Source organism: Fluctibacter corallii (assembly GCF_025751585.1).
Classification (GTDB): Bacteria; Pseudomonadota; Gammaproteobacteria; order Enterobacterales; family Alteromonadaceae; genus Fluctibacter_A; species Fluctibacter_A corallii.
Window position 1 is genome coordinate 521,944 of the sequence record NZ_JAOWKX010000002.1, and the last position, 24,055, is coordinate 545,998.

Genomic DNA, 24,055 nt, shown 5'->3' on the forward strand with positions numbered 1-24,055 from the left:
TATTTAACGTGCTAGAAAAGTAATGGAATTTAGTATTCGCTGTCAAAATTGCAGCTTCAGCCACCTATGCATCCCCTTCTCATTAAGTGATAGTGAAATTTCTGTCTTGGATGACATTATTCGACGTAACAAACCGCTTCAGCCCGGACAGTGTATTACCGAATATGGTAAACCCCTTACGTCGTTATTTGCGGTAAGAAGTGGCTCGTTTAAGTCTTACATTATGTCGGCTGACGGTGAGCAACAAATTACAGGGTTTCACTTACCAGGTGATATTATTGGGTTTGACGGACTATCCACCCAAAGCCATCAAAGTTTCACGCAGGCATTAGAAACGTCGATGGTGTGTGAAATTCCCTACACAATGCTTGATGATATGTCGTCAACCTTGCCTGCACTAAGACGACAAATGACGAAATTAATGAGTGAAGAAATTTCTCATGAACAACAAGTGTTGATGTTGATCAATAAGCGTAATGCGCAAGAACGTATCATACACTTTCTACTGAATCTGAGTGCGCGATTTAAAGCACGAGGTATGTCGGGAAGTTCTTTTAATTTAACCATGACGCGTGGTGAAATTGGCAACTATCTTGGCCTGACAGTAGAAACTGTGAGTCGTATTCTGAGTAAACTAAATAAGCAAAATTTGATCAGTGTAGATGGAAAGCTAATTGAATTACTTAGCATTGATGGGTTGAAAGAAGAGCTGAGTGACTCAGCGCCACTTTCTTCAGCGTGTCGATAGCAGCAATTGATCTTGCCAGATTGTAAGATGATCTGGCAATTCTTTTCAAACCCCATACACTTGTATTAAGTTTTGCTCTTCGCTGAGGGAGTTAATATGAGTGATTTTCAAAAAATTCTTGCCGTGGTTGATCCTGATGCCGATTCGCAAAAGGCTCTGAGTCGCGCACTTGAAATAGCGGAGAAAACTGGAGCAAGTGTTACTGCTTTACTCACCACGTATGACTCCTCCTATGAGTTTACGTCTTTGCTATCTGCTAAAGATCGCGAAACCTTGCGTCAGGCTGCTGTCGATCAGCGTACAGACTGGTTATCTGATTTAGTTGAAACTGTGTCGCAAAATAGAATGATTTCTGTTGACGTAAAGGTAGTTTGGCACAATCGACCTTACGAGAGCATTATCATTGAAGCAGTAGAAGGCGCATATGATCTTATTGTTAAAGGCACCCAAGAGCACGATACATTAAAAGCTGTTATATTCACGCCTACCGATTGGCACATCTTACGTAAAGCGCCTACCCCAGTGTTGTTAGTGAAAGATCACGAATGGCTGCCTAACGGACAAATTATCGCAGCGGTAAATGCCGGTACAGAGGATCCTGATCATGCAGAGTTAAATCACACGATTTGCGATGTTACGAAACAACTTGGGCAGGTTTTTGAGGCAAACGTGAATTTAGTGAATGCGTATCCAGGCACGCCTGTCAACATCGCCATCGAAATTCCAGAATTTGATCCTCACGACTACAATGAGTCAATTAAGAATTATCACCTTGAATCGATAGAAAAACTGGGTTCTCAATATCAGGTTCAAATGGACCATTGTTTTGTAAAAGAAGGGCTTCCTGAAGATGTTATTCCTGCTGTTGCACGCAATATCGATGCTGAATTAGTGGTGATTGGCACGGTTGGGCGTCATGGCATATCTGCTGCGCTAATAGGCAATACAGCAGAGCATGTTATTGATCGATTAAATTGCGATGTGCTGGCGTTGAAACCGAAAGACTTTACCTGCCCACTCATAAAATAAAGAATGGCCAATCGTTGTTGGTGATAGTGTGCTGAAAGCGGCTGAATGCGATTTTCTTTTGCACAGAATTCGCTATAATTGCGCCCCCTAAAATGCAGTGGTCGGTAGAATACGAATGAGCCAGTTAGACAGTCTTTCAGCAAAACAAAAATACAGCTTTAATAAGCTTCAAAAGCGCTTACGCAGGCATGTGGGTAAGGCAATCGCAGACTTCAATATGATTGAGGACGGCGACAAAGTCATGGTGTGTTTATCTGGCGGAAAAGACAGCTACACCCTGCTAGATATTTTAATGTTTTTAAAAAAGCAGGCGCCGATTCATTTTGATATCGTCGCAGTCAACCTTGATCAGAAGCAACCTGGATTTCCTGAACACATTCTTCCAGAATACCTCGACACATTGGATGTCGAATATAAAATCGTGGAAGAAGACACCTACTCGATTGTTAAAGACAAAATTCCTGAGGGGAAAACGACCTGTTCGCTGTGTTCTCGTTTACGCCGAGGTATTCTTTATCGTACTGCAACAGAGTTGGGGGCGACTAAAATTGCATTAGGACACCATCGTGAAGATATGTTAGAAACCCTGTTTCTGAACATGTTTCATGGTGGAAAGTTAAAATCCATGCCGCCAAAGTTGGTGTCAGACGATGGTAAGCAGATGGTTATTCGCCCTTTGGCTTATTGTGCAGAAAAAGATATTGCTAGCTACGCAGAACTTGTCGCTTTTCCGATTATTCCCTGCAATTTATGTGGCTCGCAGGAGAACCTTCAGCGAAAAGTGATTAAAGAGATGATTGCATCGTGGGATAAACAGTTCCCCGGACGCGTAGAAAGCATGTTCCGCGCGCTTCAAAATGTCACACCTTCACATTTAGCTGATCCCAATTTATTTAATTTTATTGATCTAAAAACACAAGAAACCCCCTATGAAGATGGAGACATCGGTTTCGATCAACCTGATATTGAGTCCCCTCAATTAATGGAAGAAGACCCATCAAAAATTGTACAGGTAATTGAAATCACCTAAGGAGTGTGTGTGAAAATTGGACTGGCTCTTGGAAGTGGTGCTGCTCGCGGTTGGGCACATATAGGTATAATTAAAGCACTTGAATCCCTAGAAATAAAAGTGGATGTGGTTGCCGGCTGCTCTATCGGCGCCTATGTAGGCGCTGCTTATGCAAATAATAAGCTTGATGAACTCGGGGATTGGGCCAGTGAGCTCACCGAGTGGCAGGTATTATCATTGATGGGAGTGGGATTATATAAAGGTGGTTTAGCCTCGGGGCAAAAAGTATTTGACGTGCTCCGTGAAAAGTTTACTCCAGAACATTTCGAAGAGCTTAAAAAGCCACTTGCTGTTTCTGCTACCGATTTATATAGCGGCAATGAAGTGACCTTTATGAACGGCCCAATTATGCCAGCGGTTAAAGCATCTTGTGCGATTCCTGGGCTATTTGCCCCTCACCTTCATGAAGATCGTTGGCTAGTCGATGGCGCGGTAGTCAACCCCGTTCCAGTAAACCTTTGCCGACAAATGGGAGCTGACTTCGTCATTGCAGTCAACTTGAGTGCCGATTTTAGGCCAAGCATGCAAAAAGCCGCATTTGCAGAGCATGAGCAAAATCAACAAAAAACCAATGATTTTTTCAGTAAGAGTCAGGCGATTTTTCAGCAATGGTTTTCAGGCAATGACAAAGATGAAACCCCAAAGACAGACGAGACAATGGATGACAATACACAAGCTGAGACAATCCTGAAAAAGAAACTTGGCGCACCAAGTATCATTGGCGTGATGTCTAGCTCGTTAGAAATTCTTCAAGCCAGAGTAACGCGCTCTCGTTTGGCAGGCGATCCGCCTGATATTCTTATCGAGCCACAATTAAGAGATTTTGGGATTATGGAGTTCTACCGTGCGAAAGAACTCATCGCTGAGGGTGAGCGCTCTGTTGAACGGTTAAAAGAGCAAATACGCTACCAATTAATGCTGAACTAAGCCCCAGTTCATCAACGCTAGGCCATCATGTTGGCCTAGCTAGCCAATGACAATAGCCCCGGCTATTTATCGTCGTCTTGTTTAGTGATGGCTGTAATGCGTTTGGGCAGAGCGTTAAAACTCACTTCTTTAACGGAAGACAGCTCGCCTTCTGTAAAACGCGTTTTCATTCCTTCTACGGCAACATCGTCATTAAATGTAAACTGCAACCCTGTGACAGAAGGCAGTAAAAATGACATAAAGCCACCAATATCATCAAAGAAATTTTCATATTGGCTGAATAACTGCATTAATTCGTCTTGCGTGTAATTTTGCTTCAGCCACTCAGGTTTAGTTTCTAGTTGAACAGACATATCACACTGATTGTCTTGATCATCAAGTTCAATGATCACTAATGCATCGGCAAGCTTTAATGCTTTTTCATTGGGAACAGTAAAACGATTTTCGCTGGTTACCGTTAGAGGAATATCTTGTTTTTGCGTTTTAATCAGTGCACTTTTAACGTCACACAAACGGTTTTCATGAATGTGTTTGAACCCAAAAGAAAACTGCAATGCATTAGTGTCCTCATCATCTATCTTTTTTACATGGCTATAGAAGGTTTTGTATTCCAATGCGAGAGGATCAGCAAAGCTAAACGTAGATGTAAATACTAAACTTGCAGCTAAAAGCGGTTTAATCATTGTGGCATGTATTTCCTGTTGTAGTCGATCATTGCGATTAATTCGTCAATATAGTCTTGTCCTCGCTCGGAGTATCGAAGTAATCCCTGCGCAAGCGCAGGTGCCGTAATCTTCTGTTGGCTTTTTCGCAGTGCCGCGCGAATATTGCGCAGTTCTTCATAGGCAAAGTGTCGATTAAGATTGAGCATATAGGTATTCACCGCGTCTTGTAAGTTTTCGAATTTAGCGACTTCGTGATTAGCGTTATCTCCCCGTCTTCGAGGAACAAATCCACACCCCTTTTTAAAGCACCATAAACCGAAAAAATTATACCCTTGCTTTGCAAATCTCGACGTACCCCAAGCTGATTCATTGGCCGCTTGTGCAAGTACTAATTCAGCTGGCACGACGTCGACACGTTTCAACAAACGGGCAACGAGATCTTGTTGATGCTTGGCATTTTTTACGCGATATTTTTTAGCCAGCGCACTTAAGCGTTGTTGCTGGCTTCTACCTATCGTTTTACCAATTTGGCGGCGCTTTTTGATATCAAGTAGAAATAAACGAGTTTCTAAAATCGCTTCATTTTCTTTTTCTATCGCAGGCATTAGATACGCGAAAAAGGCACGCTTTTTATCAGAGACATTTCTAAAACGATTAAAGTCAGGCACTTCTTCTCGCGGTGCGATATCAACAACAATGTCTTCAAGTGTTTCTTTATCCAAAAAGGGATAAGCAAAAATAAACAATATTCCGCAAGCAACCGCTATACGCGCAAGATAAATGAAAACGTTGATACGCTTCTTGTTATGCATCAAATGTTGACTCTTCTTTTGATTCGTTACGTTCTGTAAATTGGCTATCTTCCTGTTTAAGCACCGTTATTCCAAAAAGATCACGATAAAGAATGCCTTTCAGGTAGTAATACATAGGGGCGACCCAAATTAGACTGATACCTAAAGTAAGAGGCACAGTTAATGACATCAGGCCAATCAGGAGATACAGCTTGATAAAGTCAAGTAGATAAGTATTAACCACCTTAATAGAAAGGATCATGGCGGCAATACCACCCTGTTTTTTTTCCGCAACAATCAGTAGCGTGAAGCTTGTCGCCAACATGAGATATAAGCCAGGTATGATAAGCAACCCTAGCCCAAGTTGAATACACAGTGATACGATAAGAGCCGCAGCGCCTAACGAAAGCGTGCGCGACAATAGACTAAACACATGAGAAAACTTGCTCTGACCGCCAATACTGTGCGTGGCGGCCACGGCCATGATAGCAGTAACAAAAGGCGCGAATAAAAACGTCAGCGTTAAGTCGATAAAAGATTGTATTTCTAGGGTTATCTTCTGAATATCATCAATTCCAGAGATGTTTAACAACACCATCACAACAAGGTACGCTAACCCTAAGACAAATATCAGCATTTGAAGAATTTGCCATTTATTTTCCTGTGTTAGCGCCCAGGCTTGCTTAAAAAGTGATTTGATATCAAATTGATAGTCACCATTGAGAGAACGATTGACATCCCCTCCAATTACAATTTTTTGCTCTGACAAGCTTACTTCCTAACTACTTTAAACTGATAAAAACGCCAATTATACGGTGTATTAGTCTGAGATCCTAATTCACAGAGCTAATAACCATGAATACTAATTATTAACTTGATGCGACCAGCTTAATGGCCAATAACACCAATACTGAGCCCATAAGTCGATCGAACCAATACCCTTTTTGACCAATAAAGTCCCTAACTGGTTTCGAACTGAGGAAAAAAGATAAGGTACAAAACCAGACGCCAGTGGCAAACGCTAAATAAACCCCATAACCTAATTTAACCATATTCGGTGTATCGGGACTCACCGCAACAGCAAAAACAGATAAAAAGAACAGCGTTGCCTTAGGATTTAATCCATTAGTCATTAAGCCAACCAAAAACGCTTTTTTATCAGACAATATTTTAGACTGATCTAAGTCCATATCAGCCGAAGTTAGCGTTTTGGGTGCTGGGCTTCGTAGTGCTCCCCACCCAATGTACAGTAAATAAGCTGCCGCAACATACGTCAGAGCTTGAAATAGCCAAGGCGTCGTTTTAATGATAAGTCCAATTCCAAGTAACGAGTAAGCCACGTGAATGAAAATACCTAAGCCAATGCCAATGCTGGTTAACATTGCCGCTCTTCGGCCGTGGCTAATACTGTGCTTCATCACGATAGCAAAGTCTGGCCCAGGACTGGCAACAGCAAGCAAATGAACGGCTGCGATAGTGGCAAATTCTACCCAATACGTTGTCAAAAATTCGGTCATATTGATTCTTTTAAAAGGTCGTGAATGTAATGTGGTACAACAGCAGACGCAGGCCCGTAGTAACCCTCATCAAATTGTCCGCGTGTACCTGTCGGTTCAAGGTTTAGCTCAACAGTATGCACATTGTGAAACTTCGCTTCACTCACAAAGCCTGCTGCAGGATACACCGTTCCTGAGGTACCAATTGATATGAAAAGATCAGCGTTCGCGATGGCCTCAGATATCTCATCAAGATAAAGTGGCATCTCACCAAACCAAACGATATCGGGACGCAAACTACTCGGGCTGTTACAACACGAACAGCGCGTTGTGTTGTCAATCTCATTTGTCCAGACTTCAGACTTTCCCGAGCGAGTGCAACGAGCACTGAGCAACTCTCCGTGCATGTGTAATACCTGTTTGCTTCCTGCTTGCTCATGCAGATTGTCTACATTTTGTGTGACAATCGTTACATTGCCTGCATGTTCAGCCTCAAGTTTTGCCAGTGCCAAGTGCGCAAGGTTTGGCTTGACATCTGACATTTGTAGCTGTGCGCGGCGCTGGTTATAAAACGTGTATACTAACCTTGGGTTTCTAATAAAGGCCTCTGGTGTCGCGACGTCTTCAACACGGTGGTTTTCCCACAGTCCGTCATTATCCCTAAACGTTTTAAGACCCGACTCCGCAGAGATACCCGCCCCCGTTAAAATAACAATGTTTTCGTAATTCATCTTTTTCACGGCGTGTTCACAGCACATTAAGCATGGAGCCAAAACTAATCAGAGAATTATACGCTAAGTCGGCTTTTGCTCCACGTATTTTTGTTTGACAGTAAAAATAGGGGCACATTATGTTTCGATAGGTAGCGAGTCATCGGCTCCCCACTGCGACCAAGACCCGTCATAAACGTGAATGCTACTAAACCCTGCCTCTTCAGCCGCCAACGCTAATATACAGGCCGTCACGCCCGAACCGCAGGTAAAGATAAGGCTGTCATCCGGTACCATGCCGTTATCTTGGAACAGCGCTTTCAATGCTGATTTGTCTTTTAATGTTTGATTCGATGTAAGTACGTGTTGAAAGGGAATATTTATTGCGCCAGGCATATGACCACTGCGCAATCCTTTTCTGGGCTCTGGCTCTTTTCCTAAAAAGCGGCCCTCAGAGCGCGCATCAACAATTTTACACTTCTCATCGGTAAGCGCCTTAAAGACGGCATGGGTGTTAACAAAAAATGACGTTGATTGTGCCTCGTACAATGAAGCAGGTAATGAAGCCGCAGTTGCTTGAACGGTTTCATATCCTGCTTTTAGCCAAGCGGGTAAACCACCGTCTAACACATAAACCGCTCGATGCCCCATTGCTTTTAACATTCCCCACACTCTCGCGGATGAATAGATACCGATGTTGTCATATACAACAATAATATCGTTATGTTTAAGGCCAAGCTTTGATGCTTCGATCGAGAAGCTATCTAAATCTGGCATCGTGTGGGGAAACCCATCGTGTTTACAAAATACTTTCTCAAAGTCAAACCAATGAGCGTGTGGAATATACATGCTAGGCTCTGGCTCGGGCGCTTTTGATATCGGATGCTTCATGGACGTGACTAACACCACTACCCGCTGCTCTGATTGTTCTAACAGCCTGTGTAATGTGGATGCTGACATGCTAGGAGTTTGAGGTAAGTCCATAATTTCACTTGTATCTAGCGCGACTCGCTCTACTATAGCAACTTACCTAACAAGAGGAAATCCGTAGAATTAGAATTCTATTCCAGAAAAATCACGGCAAAGGAAAAGTATGTCTTTACCCAACATAGAAGCATTGATTACTGCGCTAGGTTTAGAGCGACACATAGAAGGTGGATATTTTGCAGAGACCTTTCGCTCTGACAAATCAATATCATTCGGTGATGCTGAAAGAGCGATTCAAACATCGATTTACTATTTACTGACCCATGACGCACCCATCGGGCATTTTCATAAAAATCGCTCTGATATCGTGCATTACTATCACGGCGGTGATCCGATTGATTATTTTCTATTAAACGAGGATGGAGAGTTAGAACAAACAACACTGGGGTTCGATATTATTGCAGGCCACAAATTACAACTTGTGGTCAAAGGCGGAAAATGGAAAGCATCCAGACTACGAAATGGTGTCAACGGGTACGGTTTAATTGGGGAGGCCGTCGCCCCCGGCTTTGACTATCAAGATATGCAATTAGGAGATAGAGAGTCGCTTATGCGTGACTACCCTGGATGTTGTGAATTAATTACTCAGCTCACTCGTGAATCTGTCTAACATGCGATCTATTTCAACGAGCCAATATTCTTTCTCGTCAGGTGCTAAAAAGCTAGCAAGAAAGCTGTTTTTTATCAGCTGAACAATTTGATCGTCTGTTGCATCGAGGTGATGTTGCAATTCTTTGTAGTTTTGGTTCAGGTAGCCGCCAAAATAGCTAGGATCATCTGAATTTACCGTTACACATAGGCCATCATTTAATAGTGAAAGAATATTATGCTGGTCCATTTTATCGAAAACGTTCAGTTTAATATTTGAAAGCGGGCAAACCGTCAGCGGTATTTGGTGTTCTCTCAAAAAACGAAGCAGCACATTGTCTTCCGTAGCGCGAACACCGTGGTCGATGCGTGCAACATTTAACTCGTTGATCGCGCCCCAGATATATTCAGCAGGGCCTTCTTCGCCAGCATGCGCAACACGCTTTAAGCCGAGAGATTTGGCTTTGGCAAATACTTTTCTGAACTTTTCAGGAGGATTCGCTTTTTCTGCACTGTCTAATCCAACCGCCTCGATATCTGCAAGATAGGGCATGGACGCATCTAGGGTGTCAAAGGCTTGCGCTTCGGTTAAGTCACGTAAAAACGACATGATCAATTTTGTTGACTGTCCCCATTCTCGTTTCGCCTTACGAATTGCACTCAAAAATCCTGGCATAAATACGTCAAACCCCACCCCTCTATTCGTATGGGTTTGAGGGTCAAACATAATTTCGGTATGAACGATATTTTCTTCTTTGCAAACGAGCAGGTAATCCCACATTAACTGAAAAAAGTCTTCCTCTTCGCGTAATACATCAGCACCCTGATAATACAGGTTAAGAAAGCTCTGGAGATCGTCAAACTGATACGCGGCTTGGATGTCTTCTAACGTTACGTATGGTAAGGATATATTGTGTTTTTTCGCAAGCGCCATCATTCGAGATGGCGTTAACGTTCCCTCAATATGTAGATGCAGTTCTGCTTTAGGCAATGCTTGAATCAAGCTCATCGACATAGTTAACCCTCCTGCTTATAGGGAAAATGCTGCAGCCAGTGCCGAGCGATTTCTTCACGAGTGCAAACCCACACTTTATCTTTTTTCGCTATATAATCAAGAAATCGTTTTAATCCAGCGAATCTTCCGGGGTGTCCGATAATGCGACAATGCAATCCAATAGAAAGCATTTTCGGGCAAGTTTCGCCCTCATCATATAACACATCAAAGCTGTCTCTTAAGTACGTGTAAAAATGGTTAGACGTACAAAACCCCTGCTGATTCACAAATCGCATATCATTGACATCCAACGTATAGGGAATCATCAAAAGGGGTTTGCTGTAGTGATTATCGTAATAAGGTAGATCATCGGCGTACGAGTCTGAGCAATATAAAATATCGTCTCGCTCAGCCAATAATGCCAGTGTATGAGGGCTTGTTCGTCCCGTATACCAACCTGTGGGTTTCTCCCCTAGCATTGCTTGATGCAATTGAACGGATGCTTCAATATGTTGAGCCTCTTTGGCTTTTTCCATATTTTGATAGTGGATCCATCGCATACCATGACTGGCTATTTCCCAATTGGCATTAACAATAGCTTCAACCACATCGGGATTGCGTTGCATTGCCATGGTAACGGCAAACACCGTCAAAGGGAGCTTACGCGTTACAAAGGTGTCGTGAATTCGCCAGAACCCCGCTCTACTGCCATACTCGTAAAGAGACTCCATGCTCAAATGTCTGGAAGTATAAGGTTCTGCTTGAGCAATATCGCTTAGGAAGGTTTCGCTGTGCGCATCGCCATGTAATACCGAATACTCACCTCCTTCCTCATAATTTAATACAAACTGTACAGCAATTCTGGCCTGGTTTGGCCATTTAGGATGAACAGGCTTCCCGCCGTAACCTATTAAGTCTCTTGGGTAAGCCTGCATCGTGATCTCCTGTTTGCGTTATTTATAGCGCTCGGGAACGTGTAAGCCGCACCCTTTTAATATGAGTTCGATCAAATCTTTGGTTGCTTCGCTGAAGGCGTGTTCATCGAATGGCTCGCCTTTGAGTACCTCTATTTGAGCACCAAAATCAGCATAATGCTGGCTACATGCCCAAATATGGAATAATAGCGCATAGGGGTCTCGCGTATGCAAGCGCCCTTGATCAATCCAACTTTGGAGCAAAGACACCCGTCCATCCATCCAATGAATATGTTGCTCTTTGAAAAAACTATGCAAATTCGGTGCACCATTAATAATTTCTAGCGCAAAAATCTTAGATGCTTCTGGTTTTGTTCGAGATATTTCCATTTTTTCAGCAATATATCTTGCTAAAACGTCAGCTGGATCATCGTCGATACTGGCTTCGTCGAAGGCTGAGTTCCACAGAGATAATATCTGTTCTAACACTTCAACATAGAGATCGTGTTTAGACTTAAAGTAATACAACACGTTTGTTTTAGGTAATCCCGCAGCATCCGCTACTTGTTGTATGCGCGTGCCATTGAATCCGTGTTTAGCGAATTCCTTTTCCGCGGCGGCCAAAATTAGCGCTTTATTTTGCGCACTGATACGTCCATCTTTGTTTTTTTTAGCTTGTGTCATCTCGTCGCTACTACTTTTTAAGTCCTACGAAGTTTGACCTTGCAGTCATCTTTTTTACTGTAACATTGACAGCCCTCCTCCCGCTACTATAACCAAAGTATAAATTAACGTTAATTATCGGTTGACCAGATGGTCAGGTTTTTGATTTACTGGTCATAATTAAATTGATTTACTCGGAGAAACCTATGATCAGCTTCTTGCTGAACGATACCTTGTGCCAGATCGAAGAAGAGCAACATGCTCGCCAGACTGTGCTGAACTATCTCCGAGACAATAAAAAACAGTGTGGAACCAAAGAAGGTTGTGCATCTGGAGATTGCGGTGCATGCACTGTAGTTGTTGCCGCTGTTGAAAATGATTCCCTTAAGTACGAAACCATCAACAGCTGCATTGCGCCCATGTCGCAACTGCATGCAAAACAAGTCATTACGGTAGAGCATCTTGCCGATGGCGATAGGCTCCACCCTGTTCAGCAAGCCATGGTTGACCATCACGGTAGCCAATGTGGCTTTTGTACGCCTGGGTTTGTGATGTCGATGTTTTCGCTTTACAAGTCTCGTCAAGTCAATACTGATATCCCTTTGTCTCGGCATACGGTAAATGAGCAATTAGGCGGGAATCTATGTCGTTGTACCGGCTATCGCCCTATTATCGACGCTGCGCTTGAAAGCTGCCACTCGCCAGAGCCTGATAAGTTTGATCACACCTCGCTATTGATTAAGCAACGCTTACTGGCGCTTCAAGACGTCAACGAAGATTATCTACCCCGCACTGAACAAGCTCTAGCCAACGCATTGAAAAAATATCCAGATGCCAAACTTGTATCAGGTGGTACAGATCTGATGCTAGCCGTTACACAACAACATCAAGACCTTGGCCACACGATAAATTTGTCATCTATCGCTTCATTACAAACGCTAGATGTTACTGATACACATTTGATTATTGGCGCAGGCGTTACACTAACCCGATTATTACCCGAACTTGAAGCGCATTTTCCCCCATTGGCTGAATTGCTAACACGTTTTGCGTCTCAACAAATTCGCAATGTTGCTACCATTGGCGGAAATATTGCCAATGCGTCTCCAATAGGTGACCTGGCACCTGCACTGTTGGCATTGGATGCCCATGTTGTGGTTAAAGACACGAAATTAAACGAGCGTAGCATTCCCATACGTACCTTTTTTGAAGGATACAAAAAAACGCAACTGCACCAAAACGAATGGTTACATCGATTTGAACTTCCATTACTAAACAGTAATCAAATATTCGATGTATACAAGGTGTCAAAACGCTTTGAGGACGATATTTCAGCAGTGTGTGCAGCGTTTATGGTGGAAATCGACGATAACAAGATTGTTAAGATCAATACGGGGTTTGGTGGCGTAGCTGCCACACCTGCAATGGCGACCGTATTTGAACGCGTCCTCACCCATAAAACGTGGCTTGATAAAGCGACTCTAGATGAAGGGATTAGCGCACTTAATCAAGCGTTTACCCCTCTCACTGATGTTCGTGCCTCAGCCGAATATCGACAACACTTGGTGACATCGTTATGGACACGTTTTTGGACGCTTTCAACATCTGATGTAGTGGTAATGCTAGATCATAGCGAGGTGACAGATGCGTAAACTGATTGATACTCCACTTGCTTCGCCAGTACATGAGAAACATAAGCCCTCGGTGCACGAAAGTGCCATTGCACATGTGACTGGGCAGGCAATATATGTAGACGATAAAGTCGAACCATTAGATTGTGCGTATGCCGCGATTGGGCTGACTGCACGCGCTTCAGGTTCAGTGAAAACATTGGATTTAGCCGCAGTAAGAGAAGCAGAAGGCGTTGTTGATGTTATTACAATCAATGATGTGCCGGGAATGCGAGATATTGCGCCTGTTTTTGATGGCGATCCTGTTTTTGTTGACGACAAAATTAAATTTTGGGGGCAGCCCCTTTTCGCTGTACTGGCTCAAACAACCGATTTGGCAAGGCGCGCAGCCAAGTTAGCCAAGGTGACGTATGAAGATGCCAGCCCCTGCTTAGATACAGAAGTAGCCCATAAGGATAAGCGATACGTGCGCCCACCATTGCAAATGGTGCGTGACGGCGCAACAACGCAAAAATCAGCACATCGGGTAAGTAATACGTTTACGATTGGTGGGCAAGAACACCTTTACTTGGAAGGTCAGGTATCGATGGCCGTGCCTGATGAAGAAGGTATGCTAATTTACACCTCTAGCCAGCATCCGAGTGAAGTACAAAAGCTAGTCGCTGAAGTGTTGGATTGGCCTCTCCATAAAATAACTGTTGATATGCGTAGAATGGGCGGCGGCTTTGGCGGCAAAGAAACGCAAGCCGCTCAGTGGGCATGTATAGCCGCTATTTTTGCTCATCGACAAAAGCGTGCAGTAAAGCTCCGCTTGCCCCGACAAACAGATATGATGGCAACGGGAAAACGCCATCCTTTCACAAATACCTATGCAGCAGAGATCGATGCAAAAGGCAACATTCTGCATTGCGATATGACGCTGTTGGGCAATTGCGGTCACTCTCCCGATCTGTCTGATGCAATTGTTGACCGAGCAATGTTTCACGCTGACAACGCTTATTTTTACCCGAGCGCCAATATTAGCGGCTATCGTTGTCAGACGAACATGGTTTCTCACACTGCTTTTAGGGGCTTTGGCGGACCGCAAGGCATGATGGCGGCAGAGGCGATGTTAGACGATATCGCTCGAAAAATCGGCGCCGACCCTCTTAGTGTGCGAAAGCAAAATTTATACAGTGCCGATGGCACGGATACGACGCATTATGGCATGCAGGTTGAGAATAACTTACTACATGACATTATCAGCACATTGGAAAACGATTGTGATTATTGGCAGCGCCGAGCGGCTATTTCGGAATTCAATGCGAATAGTCCATATATTAAAAAAGGATTAGCCCTGACACCGGTTAAATTTGGTATATCCTTTACCGCGAAGCACCTGAATCAGGCGGGTGCATTGGTGCATGTCTACACGGATGGAAGTATACAAGTTAATCATGGTGGTACGGAAATGGGGCAAGGGTTGCACAGTAAGATTCAGATCATTGCAGCCAGAGAGTTTGGTGTTGCCCTTGATGCTGTCAGGGTTACTGCAACGAGAACCGATAAAGTGCCTAATACGTCTCCGACAGCGGCATCATCAGGTACAGACTTGAATGGCAAGGCTGTTCAAAACGCTTGCCAAATCATCCTTGAAAATCTGATAACGTTTTTGGCCAAAAAATACGATACTCAAGAGGAAAATATCACCTTTGATAGTGGTTATGTCGGCGTAGGAGCGCATTCTCTGCCTTTTGCCGAGGTTGTTCAGGATGCCTATATGCACCGTGTATCGTTATCGTCTACCGGTTTTTACAAAACACCCAAAATTCACTACAACCGCGATACTGGTAAAGGCCGACCATTTTTCTATTTTGCGTTTGGAGCAGCCTGTTCAGAGGTAGAAATTGACACATTAACCGGTGAAAACCGAGTGACGCGCGTCGATATTCTTCATGATGTTGGCACCAGTATTCATCCTGAGATCGACATTGGACAAATTGAAGGTGCGTTTATACAAGGCATGGGATGGTTAACAACAGAGGATCTTAAATGGGATGAACAGGGGCAGCTCATTAGTAATAATCCAGCGACCTATAAAATTCCTGCGATTGGTGATACGCCTTCACATTTTAAGGTGAAGTTATTTGATCGCGCTAACGCGGAAGACAGTATTTATCATTCTAAGGCAGTAGGAGAACCCCCCTTTATGCTGGCTATCAGCGTATGGTGTGCCATTCGCGACGCGATCGCCAGTGTGAGTAACTATCAGGTCAGTCCTACGCTAAATGCCCCTGCTACGCCTGAAGAAATTATTCGTTCGTTACGTGGCGTATCAACGACCCAAGGCAGTGGAAATGAATCGTCCTAATAATTGGTGTGATGCCGTAGCGCATTGCAAGAAAACGGGGCAACCATTTGCTTTACTTACCGTATTGCCAAGTTCTGGCTCTACGCCCCGTGATGTGGGTGCTAAAATGGTCGTAACACCCGAGGATACATACGACACCATTGGCGGTGGGCATTTAGAATTTGATGCTATCCAAAAGGCACGGGACGCATTGTTATCTGAGGAAAATCGTCAGCTAACAGAGCGCTACCCACTTTCTGCTAAACTGGGGCAATGTTGTGGTGGCGAAATGCACATACTGATCGAATCTTTCGTGACGCACCAACAAACCCTGTATTTATTTGGTGCGGGTCATGTTGCTTCTGCGCTTGTTCCCATATTGGCACAATTGCCGCTGACTATTTACTGGATAGATGAACGAGAAGCGTTGTTTGGGCACACTGTATCATATTCAAATGTAACTACGGTGGTGACAGACGATCCCACCGAGGTGATTGAAACAACTCAATCAAATCATAACTGGGCGCTCATCATGACCCACAATCACCAGTTAGATTTTGATATTGCCCGCCACGCACTGCTGGCAAATACCTTTTCGTATGTTGGCATGATTGGGTCTGACACTAAAGCACAGCGCTTTACCCATCGCCTGAAAGCCCGAGATGTGTCTGAACAGCAGATGCGATCATTTGTCTCGCCCGTAGGAGATTTGCGCATACCTGGCAAAAAGCCCATTGAAGTGGCTGTCTCGATTGCCGCGCAACTGATTTTGATGCTTAACAAAGGTAAATCTGACGCTATAGACAATTCAGTTGTGTCGCACCAAGTTCAAACAAACAAGGTAGAAGCATAAACAGATATGGCGAAAAGCAGTACACACAGTCAACGTTCTATTATCCCGTTCAATCAACTAAGTGATGACCAAGCACGTTATCACTTTGAGCGTGCATGTGTGTCTGACAAGTGGATAAGGTTGATGATGGCAGAAAGGCCCTTTTCAGATGTCGATTCCATGCTAGCCAAAGCTGAGGAGAACTGGCTTGCGCTGGATAAGACGGAGTGGCTCAAGGCGTTTTCTGGACATCCCGAAATAGGCGATATCGATAGCCTGCGCACTCGCTTTGCTTCAACGTCTGACATGACGTTTAAAGAACAAGCAGGCGCACAAGACGCAGATGATGCCACCCTGTTAGCGCTTAAACAATGGAATGCGCGTTACCGCGAAAAATTTGGATTTGTTTTTCTCATTTGTGCACGTGGTTTGAGTGCCGAGTTTATGTTGGCTGCGCTTAAAGAGCGATTTAATCACCATCTACAACAAGAATTGTCTGTTGCAGGTGAAGAAAAATTAAAAATTATTAAACAGCGCCTACACTTAGCTGTGGAACAATGCGCAAAGGAAGTTAATACGTGACGACACTTTCTTCACATATTCTTGATACAACAACAGGATTGCCAGTAGAAGGCATTACTGTTCAGGTGTTTAGTTTTGACAATCAACGATTTGACACGCAAACCAATGCTGATGGCAGATGTAGCGATTGGGTCGGCGAATTATCTGCTGGCACCTACCAAATTCGATTTCATGTAGGGGAGTATTTAATTCAAACCCACGGAAAGGCGTTCTATCCGCATATTGACATAACGTTTATTGTGAATGATGAAAAGCATCTTCACGTCCCGCTTCTTATTTCACCTTTTGGTTTTAGTAGCTACCGCGGTAGCTGAGGTATTAGATTTTAATGACACCCTGTATTTATCTTGGTTCTATCCTTCACTTTCCTTCCATTACCGATTCTCCTGATGAGAATTTCGCTTATTTTGAGCGCGGCGCATTGGTTACGCGTAACGGAAAAGTAGTAGATGTTGGCGATAAAGCATCAATCACCTTGAAATATCCAGATGCCACTGTTGTCGACTACACTGGAAAATTAATTGTACCGGGCTTTATTGACGCTCACTTACATTTCCCTCAAACAGAGATGATAGCAAGTTATGGTGAGCAACTGCTAGAGTGGCTTGAAAACTACACTTTTCCCACTGAGCAGAAGTTCAGTGACAAGTCGTATGCAGAACGTATTGCAGATATCTTTTTAAAACAGCTTTATCGTAACGGTACAACGACCGCAATGGTCTACTCTACAGTGCACAAGGAAGCGTGTGACGCGCTTTTTGAGGCGGCCACAGCACATAACATGATGATGATTGCGGGTAAGGTTTGCATGGACAGACACTGCCCAGAACCATTGCGCGACACGCCTTCTCAGGCACAAAAAGATAGCGATGAATTGATTCAGCGCTGGCATGGTAAAGGCCGAAACCTTTATGCATTGACGCCACGGTTTGCTCCCACCAGCTCACCAGAACAAATGGCAGCGTTGGGAGAGTTAGCCGCGTCTTACCCAGACGTATTTATTCAAACGCACCTGTCAGAAAACAAAAACGAAATTGAATGGGTAAAATCTCTATACCCCAATCATATCGACTATCTGGATGTCTATGACCATTATGGCATGGTGCGTCCACGTGCCGTATATGGACATTGCTTGCATTTAAGCGAACGTGAATGGCAACGCTTCAACGAGTCAGGCGCTGTGGCGGCATTTTGCCCCACGTCAAATCTGTTTTTGGGTAGTGGTTTATTCGATTTAGAGACTGCTAAGGGTCATAACGTGAACCTAGCACTGGCTACAGATGTTGGTGCTGGAACTAGCTTTAGCATGTTACGCACAATGGGCGAGGCGTATAAGGTCTGCCAGTTGAGGCATACCAAGCTGTCTTCATTACAAGGGTTGTACATGATGACCATGGGTGCGGCAGCGAGCTTACAACTGACTGAATCGATTGGTAACCTTAATAAAGGAACGGATGCGGATTTTGTTGTACTGGATCCACATTTTGACTCATTGACGCAGTTGCGCCTTGAGGGTGGCACGTCATCACCCCAAGATATTTTGTTCGCACTTAGCATGTTAGGCGATGATCGCGCTGTGCATGCGACCTATGTAAGCGGGAAAGAGGTAAAAAACCAGCAGGAGTAATGTATGGTAGTAGATTGGCTCGTTATCCTCACTAAATGGCTTCATGTAGTGGCAGGTATCGCATGGATTGGCGCGTCATTCTACTTTATTTGGTTAGATAACCATTTAGAGGAGCCGAGTCTACTTAAGCAGCAAAAAGGCATAAAAGGTGAATTATGGGCGATTCACAGTGGCGGCTTTTATGAAGTGCAAAAGTACCGACAAGGCCCTGCTACGTTGCCTTCAACCTTACATTGGTTTAAATGGGAGGCGTATACGACGTGGTTAAGTGGCACCCTGCTCCTTATTCTGATTTATTACTTTAATGCTGATATTTATCTTGTTGACCAAGATAGCTTATTCACAAATTCCTCCCATGCCATATTGTTTGGCGCTATGTATGTGCTTAGTGGGTTAGCCTGCTATGAATTACTGTGCAGACTATTGTCTAATCATGGTGCATGGGTTAGACATTCAGTGCTCGGCACGCTATTTATCATTGCTATTTTGTTGGCATGCTTTGTCTTGCCGGGGCGAGCTGCTTATATTCACGTAGGCGCGCTAGTAGGCACTATTATGGCTGCGAATGTATTTACTACGATCATTCCGTCGCAGCGAAAAATGGTGTCTGCGGTTGAACAGAATCAAAAGGTTCGGCCAAGTTGGGGAGAAAAAGCCAAACAACGCTCGGTACACAATAACTATCTCACGCTGCCTCTAATCTTTACCATGATTAGCAACCATTTTGCATTTACGTACCAGCATGCCTATAACGGTTTGATACTGGTGGTGATTTTTGTTTTATCTGCTTACTGTCGGCATTTTTTTAATCTGCGCCATCAGGGACATGTACGCTATTCCATCTTGGCGGTATGCGGTGTTGGTGTGCTTATTACAGCGTATATCGTGAATAAAACACGTACAGCACACCATGCCTTTGATGTTGCTGAGGGGGCAATACAAACCATACAGCCATCGTCGAATATAGAGCACGCAGTGTATGGTGTTGTCGCCCAGCATTGCCTACAGTGCCACAGTGCAACACCGACACATGCAGCCTTCTCGGCTCCGCCAATGGGGCTAGTGTTAGATGACTGGGCTCAAATCAAGCAAGCTTCTCAAAGTATTTATCGGCGAACCTATGTAACGCAAGATATGCCGCTACTTGATGAACATCAAATCACCGACAGTGAACGTGCGCTAATTGGTGCATGGTATCAAGCCTTATAGTCGTCAGAATGTACAAGAAATCCGAGCAGTCATAAGATTGCCCCTGACTTTGATTACACGGTACAATCTGCAAAAAGTTTATTGATGATGTTATGAAAAAACAGATTTACGTGGCGTACACAGGCGGCACAATCGGAATGCGTCCGTCCTCTCAAGGTTATATTCCCGTTGCAGGTTACCTTTCTGAAACCTTAAAGAACATGCCGGAGTTTCATCGCGAAGAAATGCCAGACTTTACTATTCACGAATATGAAAGCTTGATTGATTCTTCAGATATGCAGCCAACTGATTGGCAGCAAATTGCTGATGATATTGCTCAGCATTACGATCAATACGATGGCTTCATTATTCTTCACGGCACTGATACGATGGCGTACACCGCATCAGCGTTGTCGTTTATGCTAGAAAACCTTACTAAGCCCGTTATCGTTACAGGTTCCCAAATACCCTTGTCTGAACTCAGATCTGATGGCCAGGTGAATCTGTTGAACGCGCTCTACATTGCAGCTAATTACCCTATTCCTGAAGTGACGTTGTTTTTTAATAACAAACTTTTTCGGGGCAATCGCTCTCGTAAAGTCGATGCAGATGGCTTTGATGCGTTTGACTCTCCCAACTTTGAGCCGCTACTTGAAGCTGGCATTAATATCGAAACACGTATGCCCATTGAAGCTTTGACTCCAAAGCCACTCAAAGTCAGTAGCGTAAAATCTCAGCCAATCGGGGTTGTGACACTTTATCCGGGAATTAGTCCAGAGGTGATCCGAAATACCCTTATGCAGCCTGTTAAGGCATTAATTTTACTCAGCTACGGTGTAGGTAACGCACCACAGTCTGATGCGTTGCTGTCACAACTTAAACAAGCCAATGAAAAAGAAATTGTTGTACTCAATTGTACCCAATGTTTGCGCGGTAAAGTCAATATGGGCGGATATGCAACGGGTTCTGCACTAAAACATGCAGGCGTAGTATCAGGTACAGATATGACACCCGAAGCGGCATTGGCCAAACTTCACTATCTATTAAGTAAAGGATTATCGTTTAACGAAGTGCGAGAGGCACTAACGCAAAACCTACGGGGTGAGTTGACGCCAAGTGAATAAAAACACTTAGGCCGCTGAGTAAGCGGCCTATTTAACTATTCTGGATAAATATTATTTTGCAATATCAGACGACCTGAGATTCCAGTACTTTTTTAAACCGAGGTAGCATGTCCATTTCTTCCTCTGACAACGGCCCTTGAGATACAAACGATTTCCCCAGCGACTGAATATCTGGCATGGTGCCTGTTTCCAACTTTTGCGCCATTAACGCCACCTGCAATTCTGAGCGAAGTTGACTATCTTCGTCTGGTGAATGTAATCCAGCGATGCTTTCCATTTCTACCAGTAGTTTTCTTCGATCTTGTGCATTGTCGCTAGACGTAAACCAGCTTTTATATCGGCTATCAAATGCCTCAACATCAGGTGCAGTATTCTTATCTTTCCACCGTTGAAGCGAGTTGATAAGGAGGCTCACCTGCTCTTGTCGAGATGCTTTTGTAAACTCTGCACGCTTACTTTTAGCAAGTTGTGCGAGTCCTTCAGCGCGTTTTGTTAAACCCAGTTGACGCTTTGGAGGCAAGGATTCCCAAAGTTTCGCAATATTCTCAAGCGTATTATCAACGTCAGACAAAACTTGCTGTGTTTCTGCTGATTGAATTTGCTGCTCTAATGCCTCTAATTTGATCTTGCAAGAAGACGCAATCTCATCATCTTCTTGTTTCTGAGCTTGGTATTTAGTTGCTTTCACAGTGAACACCGCATCATTCGCTTCGCGAAATTCAGTCCATAAGGTATTATCAACTTTGCGCTGTGTTGGCCCCACCTCTTTCCATTTTTGCTGTAATGTTTTAGCTATTTCCGCGGCTTCATCAATATTATCCATCGATATCAACCCAGCAGCCTGTTTTACCAGTTGTGCTTTTGCTGTTTCGTTTGCGGTGTAAATCGCTGTAACACGTTGTTTAAGTTGCGCTATCGCTTCACTGTAATGCTCAGAAATTTCGGGTACAACCTTAAAGTCAACCTCGCCGATTTCACGCCACTGCCGGGTGAAACCTTGGTATGCCTTTACGATATCACGTTCTGATTCGCCGTTTACTTGCTCAACATAGTGTTGAATATCCGCTATTAACGCACGTTTACGCTTTTCGTTATCAGCACGCTTAACTCTTTCCGACTCGTAATGATCTCGACATGGTTGGAAAGCCGTTTCTAGTAGTGCTTCAAATTCTGTATCTAACGCTTGCTGTTCAGAAGTTTCGCTTCTTCCCAAGCTGCGCCAATTTTTACGCAAGCGTTTCACTTCGTCCGCTTGTTTTTGAGGACTAAGAGGGTTCTCTATCAGTGCCTTTACTTGTTCTAGCAGCTCTGGCTTTCTTGGTGCCGCAATATAGGTTTGCCAGCCTTTCAAATTTTCTATGTCGGTCTGGAGTGCCTCAAACTTTCGTTTTACACTGAGTTGCCCGCGTTCAGACAGCCCATTATATAATTCAAGTACAGCATCAAAAATTGCGAATGCAGCTTTAAATCGGCCCTGCTCGATCATGCGTTTACTGGCTGAGATCTTGCCTAAGCATTTAGTAACGTGCTTTTTCTCTTCCTCTTTGCGTGTTGCTATCGCTTGTTGAAGTTTACTGGTTGCTGTGCGCTCTTCGTCTTTTAGTGGTTTTGGCCAGTTATCACGAAATGGCTTTATCAATTCTCTGAGTATTTGTTTTCGTGCGTTTAAATCGTTTTCAATGTCGACCGCTTCCACCAAAGATGTCGGCTCAGGCATTGCCTTCAAATCATCGATTAGGGCTTGTGCATCTTTCACTGCGTGTTGAAATGCAGGAATAGTGGCCAACGTGTAGGTTAATGATGTTACGCGATTTAACGTGTGTTCGATAAGTTTGATTACGTTAACTTGTTGCTGCGCTGATTGCCTCAACCGCTCCATATCATCTGAAATTGCCTTTAGCTGCGCAGATAACTTAGTGCTTTCCGCCTCAGTGATAGTGTGAAGATCTGTGGAGAGTCTCGCTTGCACTTGCTCAATAATAACTTGCGCAGACGCATTAAGTGCTTCGGCGTTTTGCTGAAGAAGTGCTTTTGCTTCTTTATCACGCCATTGAGGCTCAAGTGAGGCAATGTGCTTTTGAATCTGTGCGTGTATAGAGGCATATTTTTCATTGCATGCATGGGCTTTTTCTTCAGACCACACGACCAATTGCTTTGTCTGTGCTTCATAATTAGCCGACTCCAAGGCTAACTGCTCACGGATGTGAGGTAAATTCTGACTTTCTTTAAGAGAGAATAACTTGGATAGCGTAAGTGTGATTTGCTTTTCTAGCTCTATTGGCTTGGTAAGCCTTTCATGTTGCACGAGAAGTTCATGGTTAATCTTGTCTTTTACTGTTTGAAATGTCGTGCGTTTTAATAATTTTTGTAGTGTATTTTTGTCATGTATTTTGTCTAACAACGCCAGTTGTATAGTTTCAGACGGTGAAGATAGTAACACTTGCCGTGTAACGTGCTCTTTGCCTAAGTGCGCCAAAATATGCAGAACGAGTGTTGACTCCTTCTCATGAGATAGAGACTTCAGCATCGATTCTAAGAGAGCGTTATTACCAGACTGTTCAATATAGGTCAGACGATCTGAGTCAGAAATCTGGATATCACTCTTCCCCAGAAGTGTCGCTTCGACGCGTTTTTTTGCTAAGCGTTTGACTTTTTCTGAGTCGGACGAATCAGCCGATTTAGACCAAAGTGTAAAACTGTTTAACTGCTCTAACGCAGCGATTCTTACGTTGGTATCTTCATCATTAAAAGCAAGCTCGTGCAGTGCTTGCTTGTGTTCATTATTGCTTGCATCAAGGTCTTGAATTGACGCAAGCCTGATCTTTGGATCGGTATGTTTGAACTTTGGTCTAAAAAGGGTTTTAAATATCATCCTGACTGAACCGTGCTATTGTATTTGGGTCTTCTTTTAGCGCATTTGCGCTAAGCTCCTGTTTAAGTTCACGCTTGGTTTTGTGAACAATTTCTCCACTTTCACCGACGGTCATAAACTCGTCAGATTGGAGTATTTTGCTTTGATAAAGCATGACCATATGCAAAGTGTTGTCTTTTTGCTCTTGTGTGAGCGGAGTACCATCTTCCCATTTTCCTAATTCGACCGCTGTACGCAATTTTTGGTAGATTTCCGGCGTCACACTTGCAAGTAATGCATCAATGTTCAT

24 protein-coding genes are annotated in these 24,055 nt (G+C 43.8%); 13 read left to right on the plus strand and 11 right to left on the minus strand.

The annotated features are described in order from the left end of the window. Nucleotides 1-22 precede the first annotated feature (22 nt). The 4 genes from fnr to rssA all read left to right on the plus strand — a co-directional run bounded on the left by fnr (nt 23) and on the right by rssA (nt 3,773). Entirely contained in the window at nt 23-748 is a 726-nt protein-coding gene (gene fnr / locus OE749_RS05865; protein WP_263711421.1) for a fumarate/nitrate reduction transcriptional regulator Fnr, read from the plus strand. 96 nt (nt 749-844) lie between these two features. After that, on the plus strand, nt 845-1,777 hold the full coding sequence (gene uspE / locus OE749_RS05870; RefSeq protein ID WP_263711422.1) for a universal stress protein UspE: 933 nt from the start codon (nt 845-847) through the stop codon (nt 1,775-1,777). Between the two features lie 115 nt (nt 1,778-1,892). Beyond that, nucleotides 1,893-2,807, plus strand: a complete 915-nt coding sequence (ttcA, locus tag OE749_RS05875) for a tRNA 2-thiocytidine(32) synthetase TtcA (RefSeq protein WP_263711423.1) — start codon at nt 1,893-1,895, stop codon at nt 2,805-2,807. A 9-nt stretch (nt 2,808-2,816) separates the two neighbouring features. Beyond that, nucleotides 2,817-3,773: a patatin-like phospholipase RssA gene (gene rssA, locus OE749_RS05880; protein ID WP_263711424.1), complete on the plus strand. Its 957-nt coding sequence runs from the start codon at nt 2,817-2,819 to the stop codon at nt 3,771-3,773. A 62-nt stretch (nt 3,774-3,835) separates the two neighbouring features. On the opposite strand, the gene OE749_RS05885 is transcribed toward rssA, so the two are convergent. The 6 genes from OE749_RS05885 to OE749_RS05910 all read right to left on the minus strand — a co-directional run bounded on the left by OE749_RS05885 (nt 3,836) and on the right by OE749_RS05910 (nt 8,419). After that, nucleotides 3,836-4,456 carry a DUF2987 domain-containing protein gene (locus OE749_RS05885; RefSeq protein WP_263711425.1) on the minus strand — a complete coding sequence of 207 codons (621 nt, stop codon included), beginning with the start codon at nt 4,454-4,456 and terminating at the stop codon, nt 3,836-3,838. Next, on the minus strand, nt 4,453-5,250 hold the full coding sequence (locus OE749_RS05890) for a glucosaminidase domain-containing protein (RefSeq protein ID WP_263711426.1): 798 nt from the start codon (nt 5,248-5,250) through the stop codon (nt 4,453-4,455). Before OE749_RS05890 ends, OE749_RS05885 begins: the two co-directional genes overlap by 4 nt. Beyond that, nucleotides 5,243-5,998, minus strand: coding sequence for a hypothetical protein (locus OE749_RS05895; RefSeq protein WP_263711427.1), 756 nt, complete (start codon nt 5,996-5,998; stop codon nt 5,243-5,245). Before OE749_RS05895 ends, OE749_RS05890 begins: the two co-directional genes overlap by 8 nt. Nucleotides 5,999-6,098: 100 nt before the next feature. Beyond that, nucleotides 6,099-6,746: a LysE family translocator gene (locus OE749_RS05900; RefSeq protein WP_263711428.1), complete on the minus strand. Its 648-nt coding sequence runs from the start codon at nt 6,744-6,746 to the stop codon at nt 6,099-6,101. Beyond that, nucleotides 6,743-7,456, minus strand: a complete 714-nt coding sequence (gene cobB, locus OE749_RS05905) for a Sir2 family NAD+-dependent deacetylase (RefSeq protein ID WP_263711512.1) — start codon at nt 7,454-7,456, stop codon at nt 6,743-6,745. The genes OE749_RS05900 and cobB overlap by 4 nt, the downstream gene beginning before the upstream one ends. A 117-nt stretch (nt 7,457-7,573) precedes the next feature. Then, nucleotides 7,574-8,419, minus strand: a complete 846-nt coding sequence (locus OE749_RS05910) for a sulfurtransferase (RefSeq protein WP_263711429.1) — start codon at nt 8,417-8,419, stop codon at nt 7,574-7,576. A gap of 109 nt (nt 8,420-8,528) precedes the next feature. Between OE749_RS05910 and OE749_RS05915 the strand changes: the two genes are divergently transcribed. Continuing rightward, a complete protein-coding gene (locus OE749_RS05915; protein ID WP_263711430.1) occupies nt 8,529-9,032 on the plus strand; it encodes a cupin domain-containing protein in 504 nt (167 codons plus the stop codon). On the opposite strand, the gene OE749_RS05920 is transcribed toward OE749_RS05915, so the two are convergent. Genes OE749_RS05920 through OE749_RS05930 form a run of 3 tightly spaced genes read right to left on the minus strand, consistent with a single transcriptional unit; the run spans nt 9,000 to nt 11,602 of the window. After that, entirely contained in the window at nt 9,000-10,025 is a 1,026-nt protein-coding gene (locus OE749_RS05920) for an adenosine deaminase (RefSeq protein WP_263711431.1), read from the minus strand. The genes OE749_RS05915 and OE749_RS05920 overlap by 33 nt on opposite strands. Before the next feature lie 2 nt (nt 10,026-10,027). Continuing rightward, a complete protein-coding gene (gene puuE, locus OE749_RS05925; protein WP_263711432.1) occupies nt 10,028-10,939 on the minus strand; it encodes an allantoinase PuuE in 912 nt (303 codons plus the stop codon). A gap of 18 nt (nt 10,940-10,957) precedes the next feature. After that, nucleotides 10,958-11,602: a TetR family transcriptional regulator C-terminal domain-containing protein gene (locus OE749_RS05930; protein WP_263711433.1), complete on the minus strand. Its 645-nt coding sequence runs from the start codon at nt 11,600-11,602 to the stop codon at nt 10,958-10,960. A gap of 185 nt (nt 11,603-11,787) precedes the next feature. Here OE749_RS05930 and xdhA point away from each other — a divergent pair, with 185 nt between their 5' ends. From xdhA to ansA, 8 genes are all read left to right on the plus strand, one after another. Beyond that, entirely contained in the window at nt 11,788-13,233 is a 1,446-nt protein-coding gene (gene xdhA / locus OE749_RS05935) for a xanthine dehydrogenase small subunit (protein WP_263711434.1), read from the plus strand. Beyond that, complete coding sequence (gene xdhB, locus OE749_RS05940) at nt 13,226-15,562, plus strand: xanthine dehydrogenase molybdopterin binding subunit (RefSeq protein ID WP_263711435.1); 2,337 nt, start codon at nt 13,226-13,228, stop codon at nt 15,560-15,562. The genes xdhA and xdhB overlap by 8 nt, the downstream gene beginning before the upstream one ends. Further along, the gene (gene xdhC, locus OE749_RS05945) at nt 15,549-16,394 is read left to right on the plus strand and encodes a xanthine dehydrogenase accessory protein XdhC (protein WP_263711436.1); all 846 of its coding nucleotides are present in this window, start codon (nt 15,549-15,551) and stop codon (nt 16,392-16,394) included. The genes xdhB and xdhC overlap by 14 nt, the downstream gene beginning before the upstream one ends. A 6-nt stretch (nt 16,395-16,400) precedes the next feature. Continuing rightward, the gene (uraD, locus tag OE749_RS05950; RefSeq protein ID WP_263711437.1) at nt 16,401-16,955 is read left to right on the plus strand and encodes a 2-oxo-4-hydroxy-4-carboxy-5-ureidoimidazoline decarboxylase; all 555 of its coding nucleotides are present in this window, start codon (nt 16,401-16,403) and stop codon (nt 16,953-16,955) included. Further along, nucleotides 16,952-17,269: a hydroxyisourate hydrolase gene (gene uraH, locus OE749_RS05955; RefSeq protein WP_263711438.1), complete on the plus strand. Its 318-nt coding sequence runs from the start codon at nt 16,952-16,954 to the stop codon at nt 17,267-17,269. The genes uraD and uraH overlap by 4 nt, the downstream gene beginning before the upstream one ends. A gap of 14 nt (nt 17,270-17,283) precedes the next feature. Next, on the plus strand, nt 17,284-18,582 hold the full coding sequence (gene guaD, locus OE749_RS05960; protein ID WP_263711439.1) for a guanine deaminase: 1,299 nt from the start codon (nt 17,284-17,286) through the stop codon (nt 18,580-18,582). 3 nt (nt 18,583-18,585) lie between these two features. Beyond that, nucleotides 18,586-19,791, plus strand: a complete 1,206-nt coding sequence (locus OE749_RS05965; RefSeq protein WP_263711440.1) for a urate hydroxylase PuuD — start codon at nt 18,586-18,588, stop codon at nt 19,789-19,791. 92 nt (nt 19,792-19,883) lie between these two features. Further along, on the plus strand, nt 19,884-20,894 hold the full coding sequence (gene ansA / locus OE749_RS05970) for an asparaginase (protein WP_263711441.1): 1,011 nt from the start codon (nt 19,884-19,886) through the stop codon (nt 20,892-20,894). A gap of 64 nt (nt 20,895-20,958) precedes the next feature. On the opposite strand, the gene OE749_RS05975 is transcribed toward ansA, so the two are convergent. Both OE749_RS05975 and OE749_RS05980 read right to left on the minus strand, forming a co-directional pair. After that, nucleotides 20,959-23,766 carry a DUF349 domain-containing protein gene (locus OE749_RS05975; protein WP_263711442.1) on the minus strand — a complete coding sequence of 936 codons (2,808 nt, stop codon included), beginning with the start codon at nt 23,764-23,766 and terminating at the stop codon, nt 20,959-20,961. Continuing rightward, nucleotides 23,756-24,055, minus strand: coding sequence for a YeaC family protein (locus OE749_RS05980; RefSeq protein WP_263711443.1), 300 nt, complete (start codon nt 24,053-24,055; stop codon nt 23,756-23,758). Before OE749_RS05980 ends, OE749_RS05975 begins: the two co-directional genes overlap by 11 nt.

Coding starts and splice junctions, on each gene's coding strand:
- fnr (WP_263711421.1), top strand. CDS start 23: ATGGAATTTAGTATTCGCTGTCAAAATTGCAGCTTCAGCCACCTATGC.
- uspE (WP_263711422.1), top strand. CDS start 845: ATGAGTGATTTTCAAAAAATTCTTGCCGTGGTTGATCCTGATGCCGAT.
- ttcA (WP_263711423.1), top strand. CDS start 1,893: ATGAGCCAGTTAGACAGTCTTTCAGCAAAACAAAAATACAGCTTTAAT.
- OE749_RS05885 (WP_263711425.1), bottom strand. CDS start 4,456: ATGATTAAACCGCTTTTAGCTGCAAGTTTAGTATTTACATCTACGTTT.
- OE749_RS05890 (WP_263711426.1), bottom strand. CDS start 5,250: ATGCATAACAAGAAGCGTATCAACGTTTTCATTTATCTTGCGCGTATA.
- OE749_RS05900 (WP_263711428.1), bottom strand. CDS start 6,746: ATGACCGAATTTTTGACAACGTATTGGGTAGAATTTGCCACTATCGCA.
- cobB (WP_263711512.1), bottom strand. CDS start 7,456: ATGAATTACGAAAACATTGTTATTTTAACGGGGGCGGGTATCTCTGCG.
- OE749_RS05910 (WP_263711429.1), bottom strand. CDS start 8,419: ATGGACTTACCTCAAACTCCTAGCATGTCAGCATCCACATTACACAGG.
- OE749_RS05915 (WP_263711430.1), top strand. CDS start 8,529: ATGTCTTTACCCAACATAGAAGCATTGATTACTGCGCTAGGTTTAGAG.
- OE749_RS05920 (WP_263711431.1), bottom strand. CDS start 10,025: ATGTCGATGAGCTTGATTCAAGCATTGCCTAAAGCAGAACTGCATCTA.
- puuE (WP_263711432.1), bottom strand. CDS start 10,939: ATGCAGGCTTACCCAAGAGACTTAATAGGTTACGGCGGGAAGCCTGTT.
- OE749_RS05930 (WP_263711433.1), bottom strand. CDS start 11,602: ATGACACAAGCTAAAAAAAACAAAGATGGACGTATCAGTGCGCAAAAT.
- xdhA (WP_263711434.1), top strand. CDS start 11,788: ATGATCAGCTTCTTGCTGAACGATACCTTGTGCCAGATCGAAGAAGAG.
- xdhB (WP_263711435.1), top strand. CDS start 13,226: ATGCGTAAACTGATTGATACTCCACTTGCTTCGCCAGTACATGAGAAA.
- xdhC (WP_263711436.1), top strand. CDS start 15,549: ATGAATCGTCCTAATAATTGGTGTGATGCCGTAGCGCATTGCAAGAAA.
- uraD (WP_263711437.1), top strand. CDS start 16,401: ATGGCGAAAAGCAGTACACACAGTCAACGTTCTATTATCCCGTTCAAT.
- guaD (WP_263711439.1), top strand. CDS start 17,284: ATGACACCCTGTATTTATCTTGGTTCTATCCTTCACTTTCCTTCCATT.
- OE749_RS05965 (WP_263711440.1), top strand. CDS start 18,586: ATGGTAGTAGATTGGCTCGTTATCCTCACTAAATGGCTTCATGTAGTG.
- ansA (WP_263711441.1), top strand. CDS start 19,884: ATGAAAAAACAGATTTACGTGGCGTACACAGGCGGCACAATCGGAATG.
- OE749_RS05975 (WP_263711442.1), bottom strand. CDS start 23,766: ATGATATTTAAAACCCTTTTTAGACCAAAGTTCAAACATACCGATCCA.
- OE749_RS05980 (WP_263711443.1), bottom strand. CDS start 24,055: ATGAACATTGATGCATTACTTGCAAGTGTGACGCCGGAAATCTACCAA.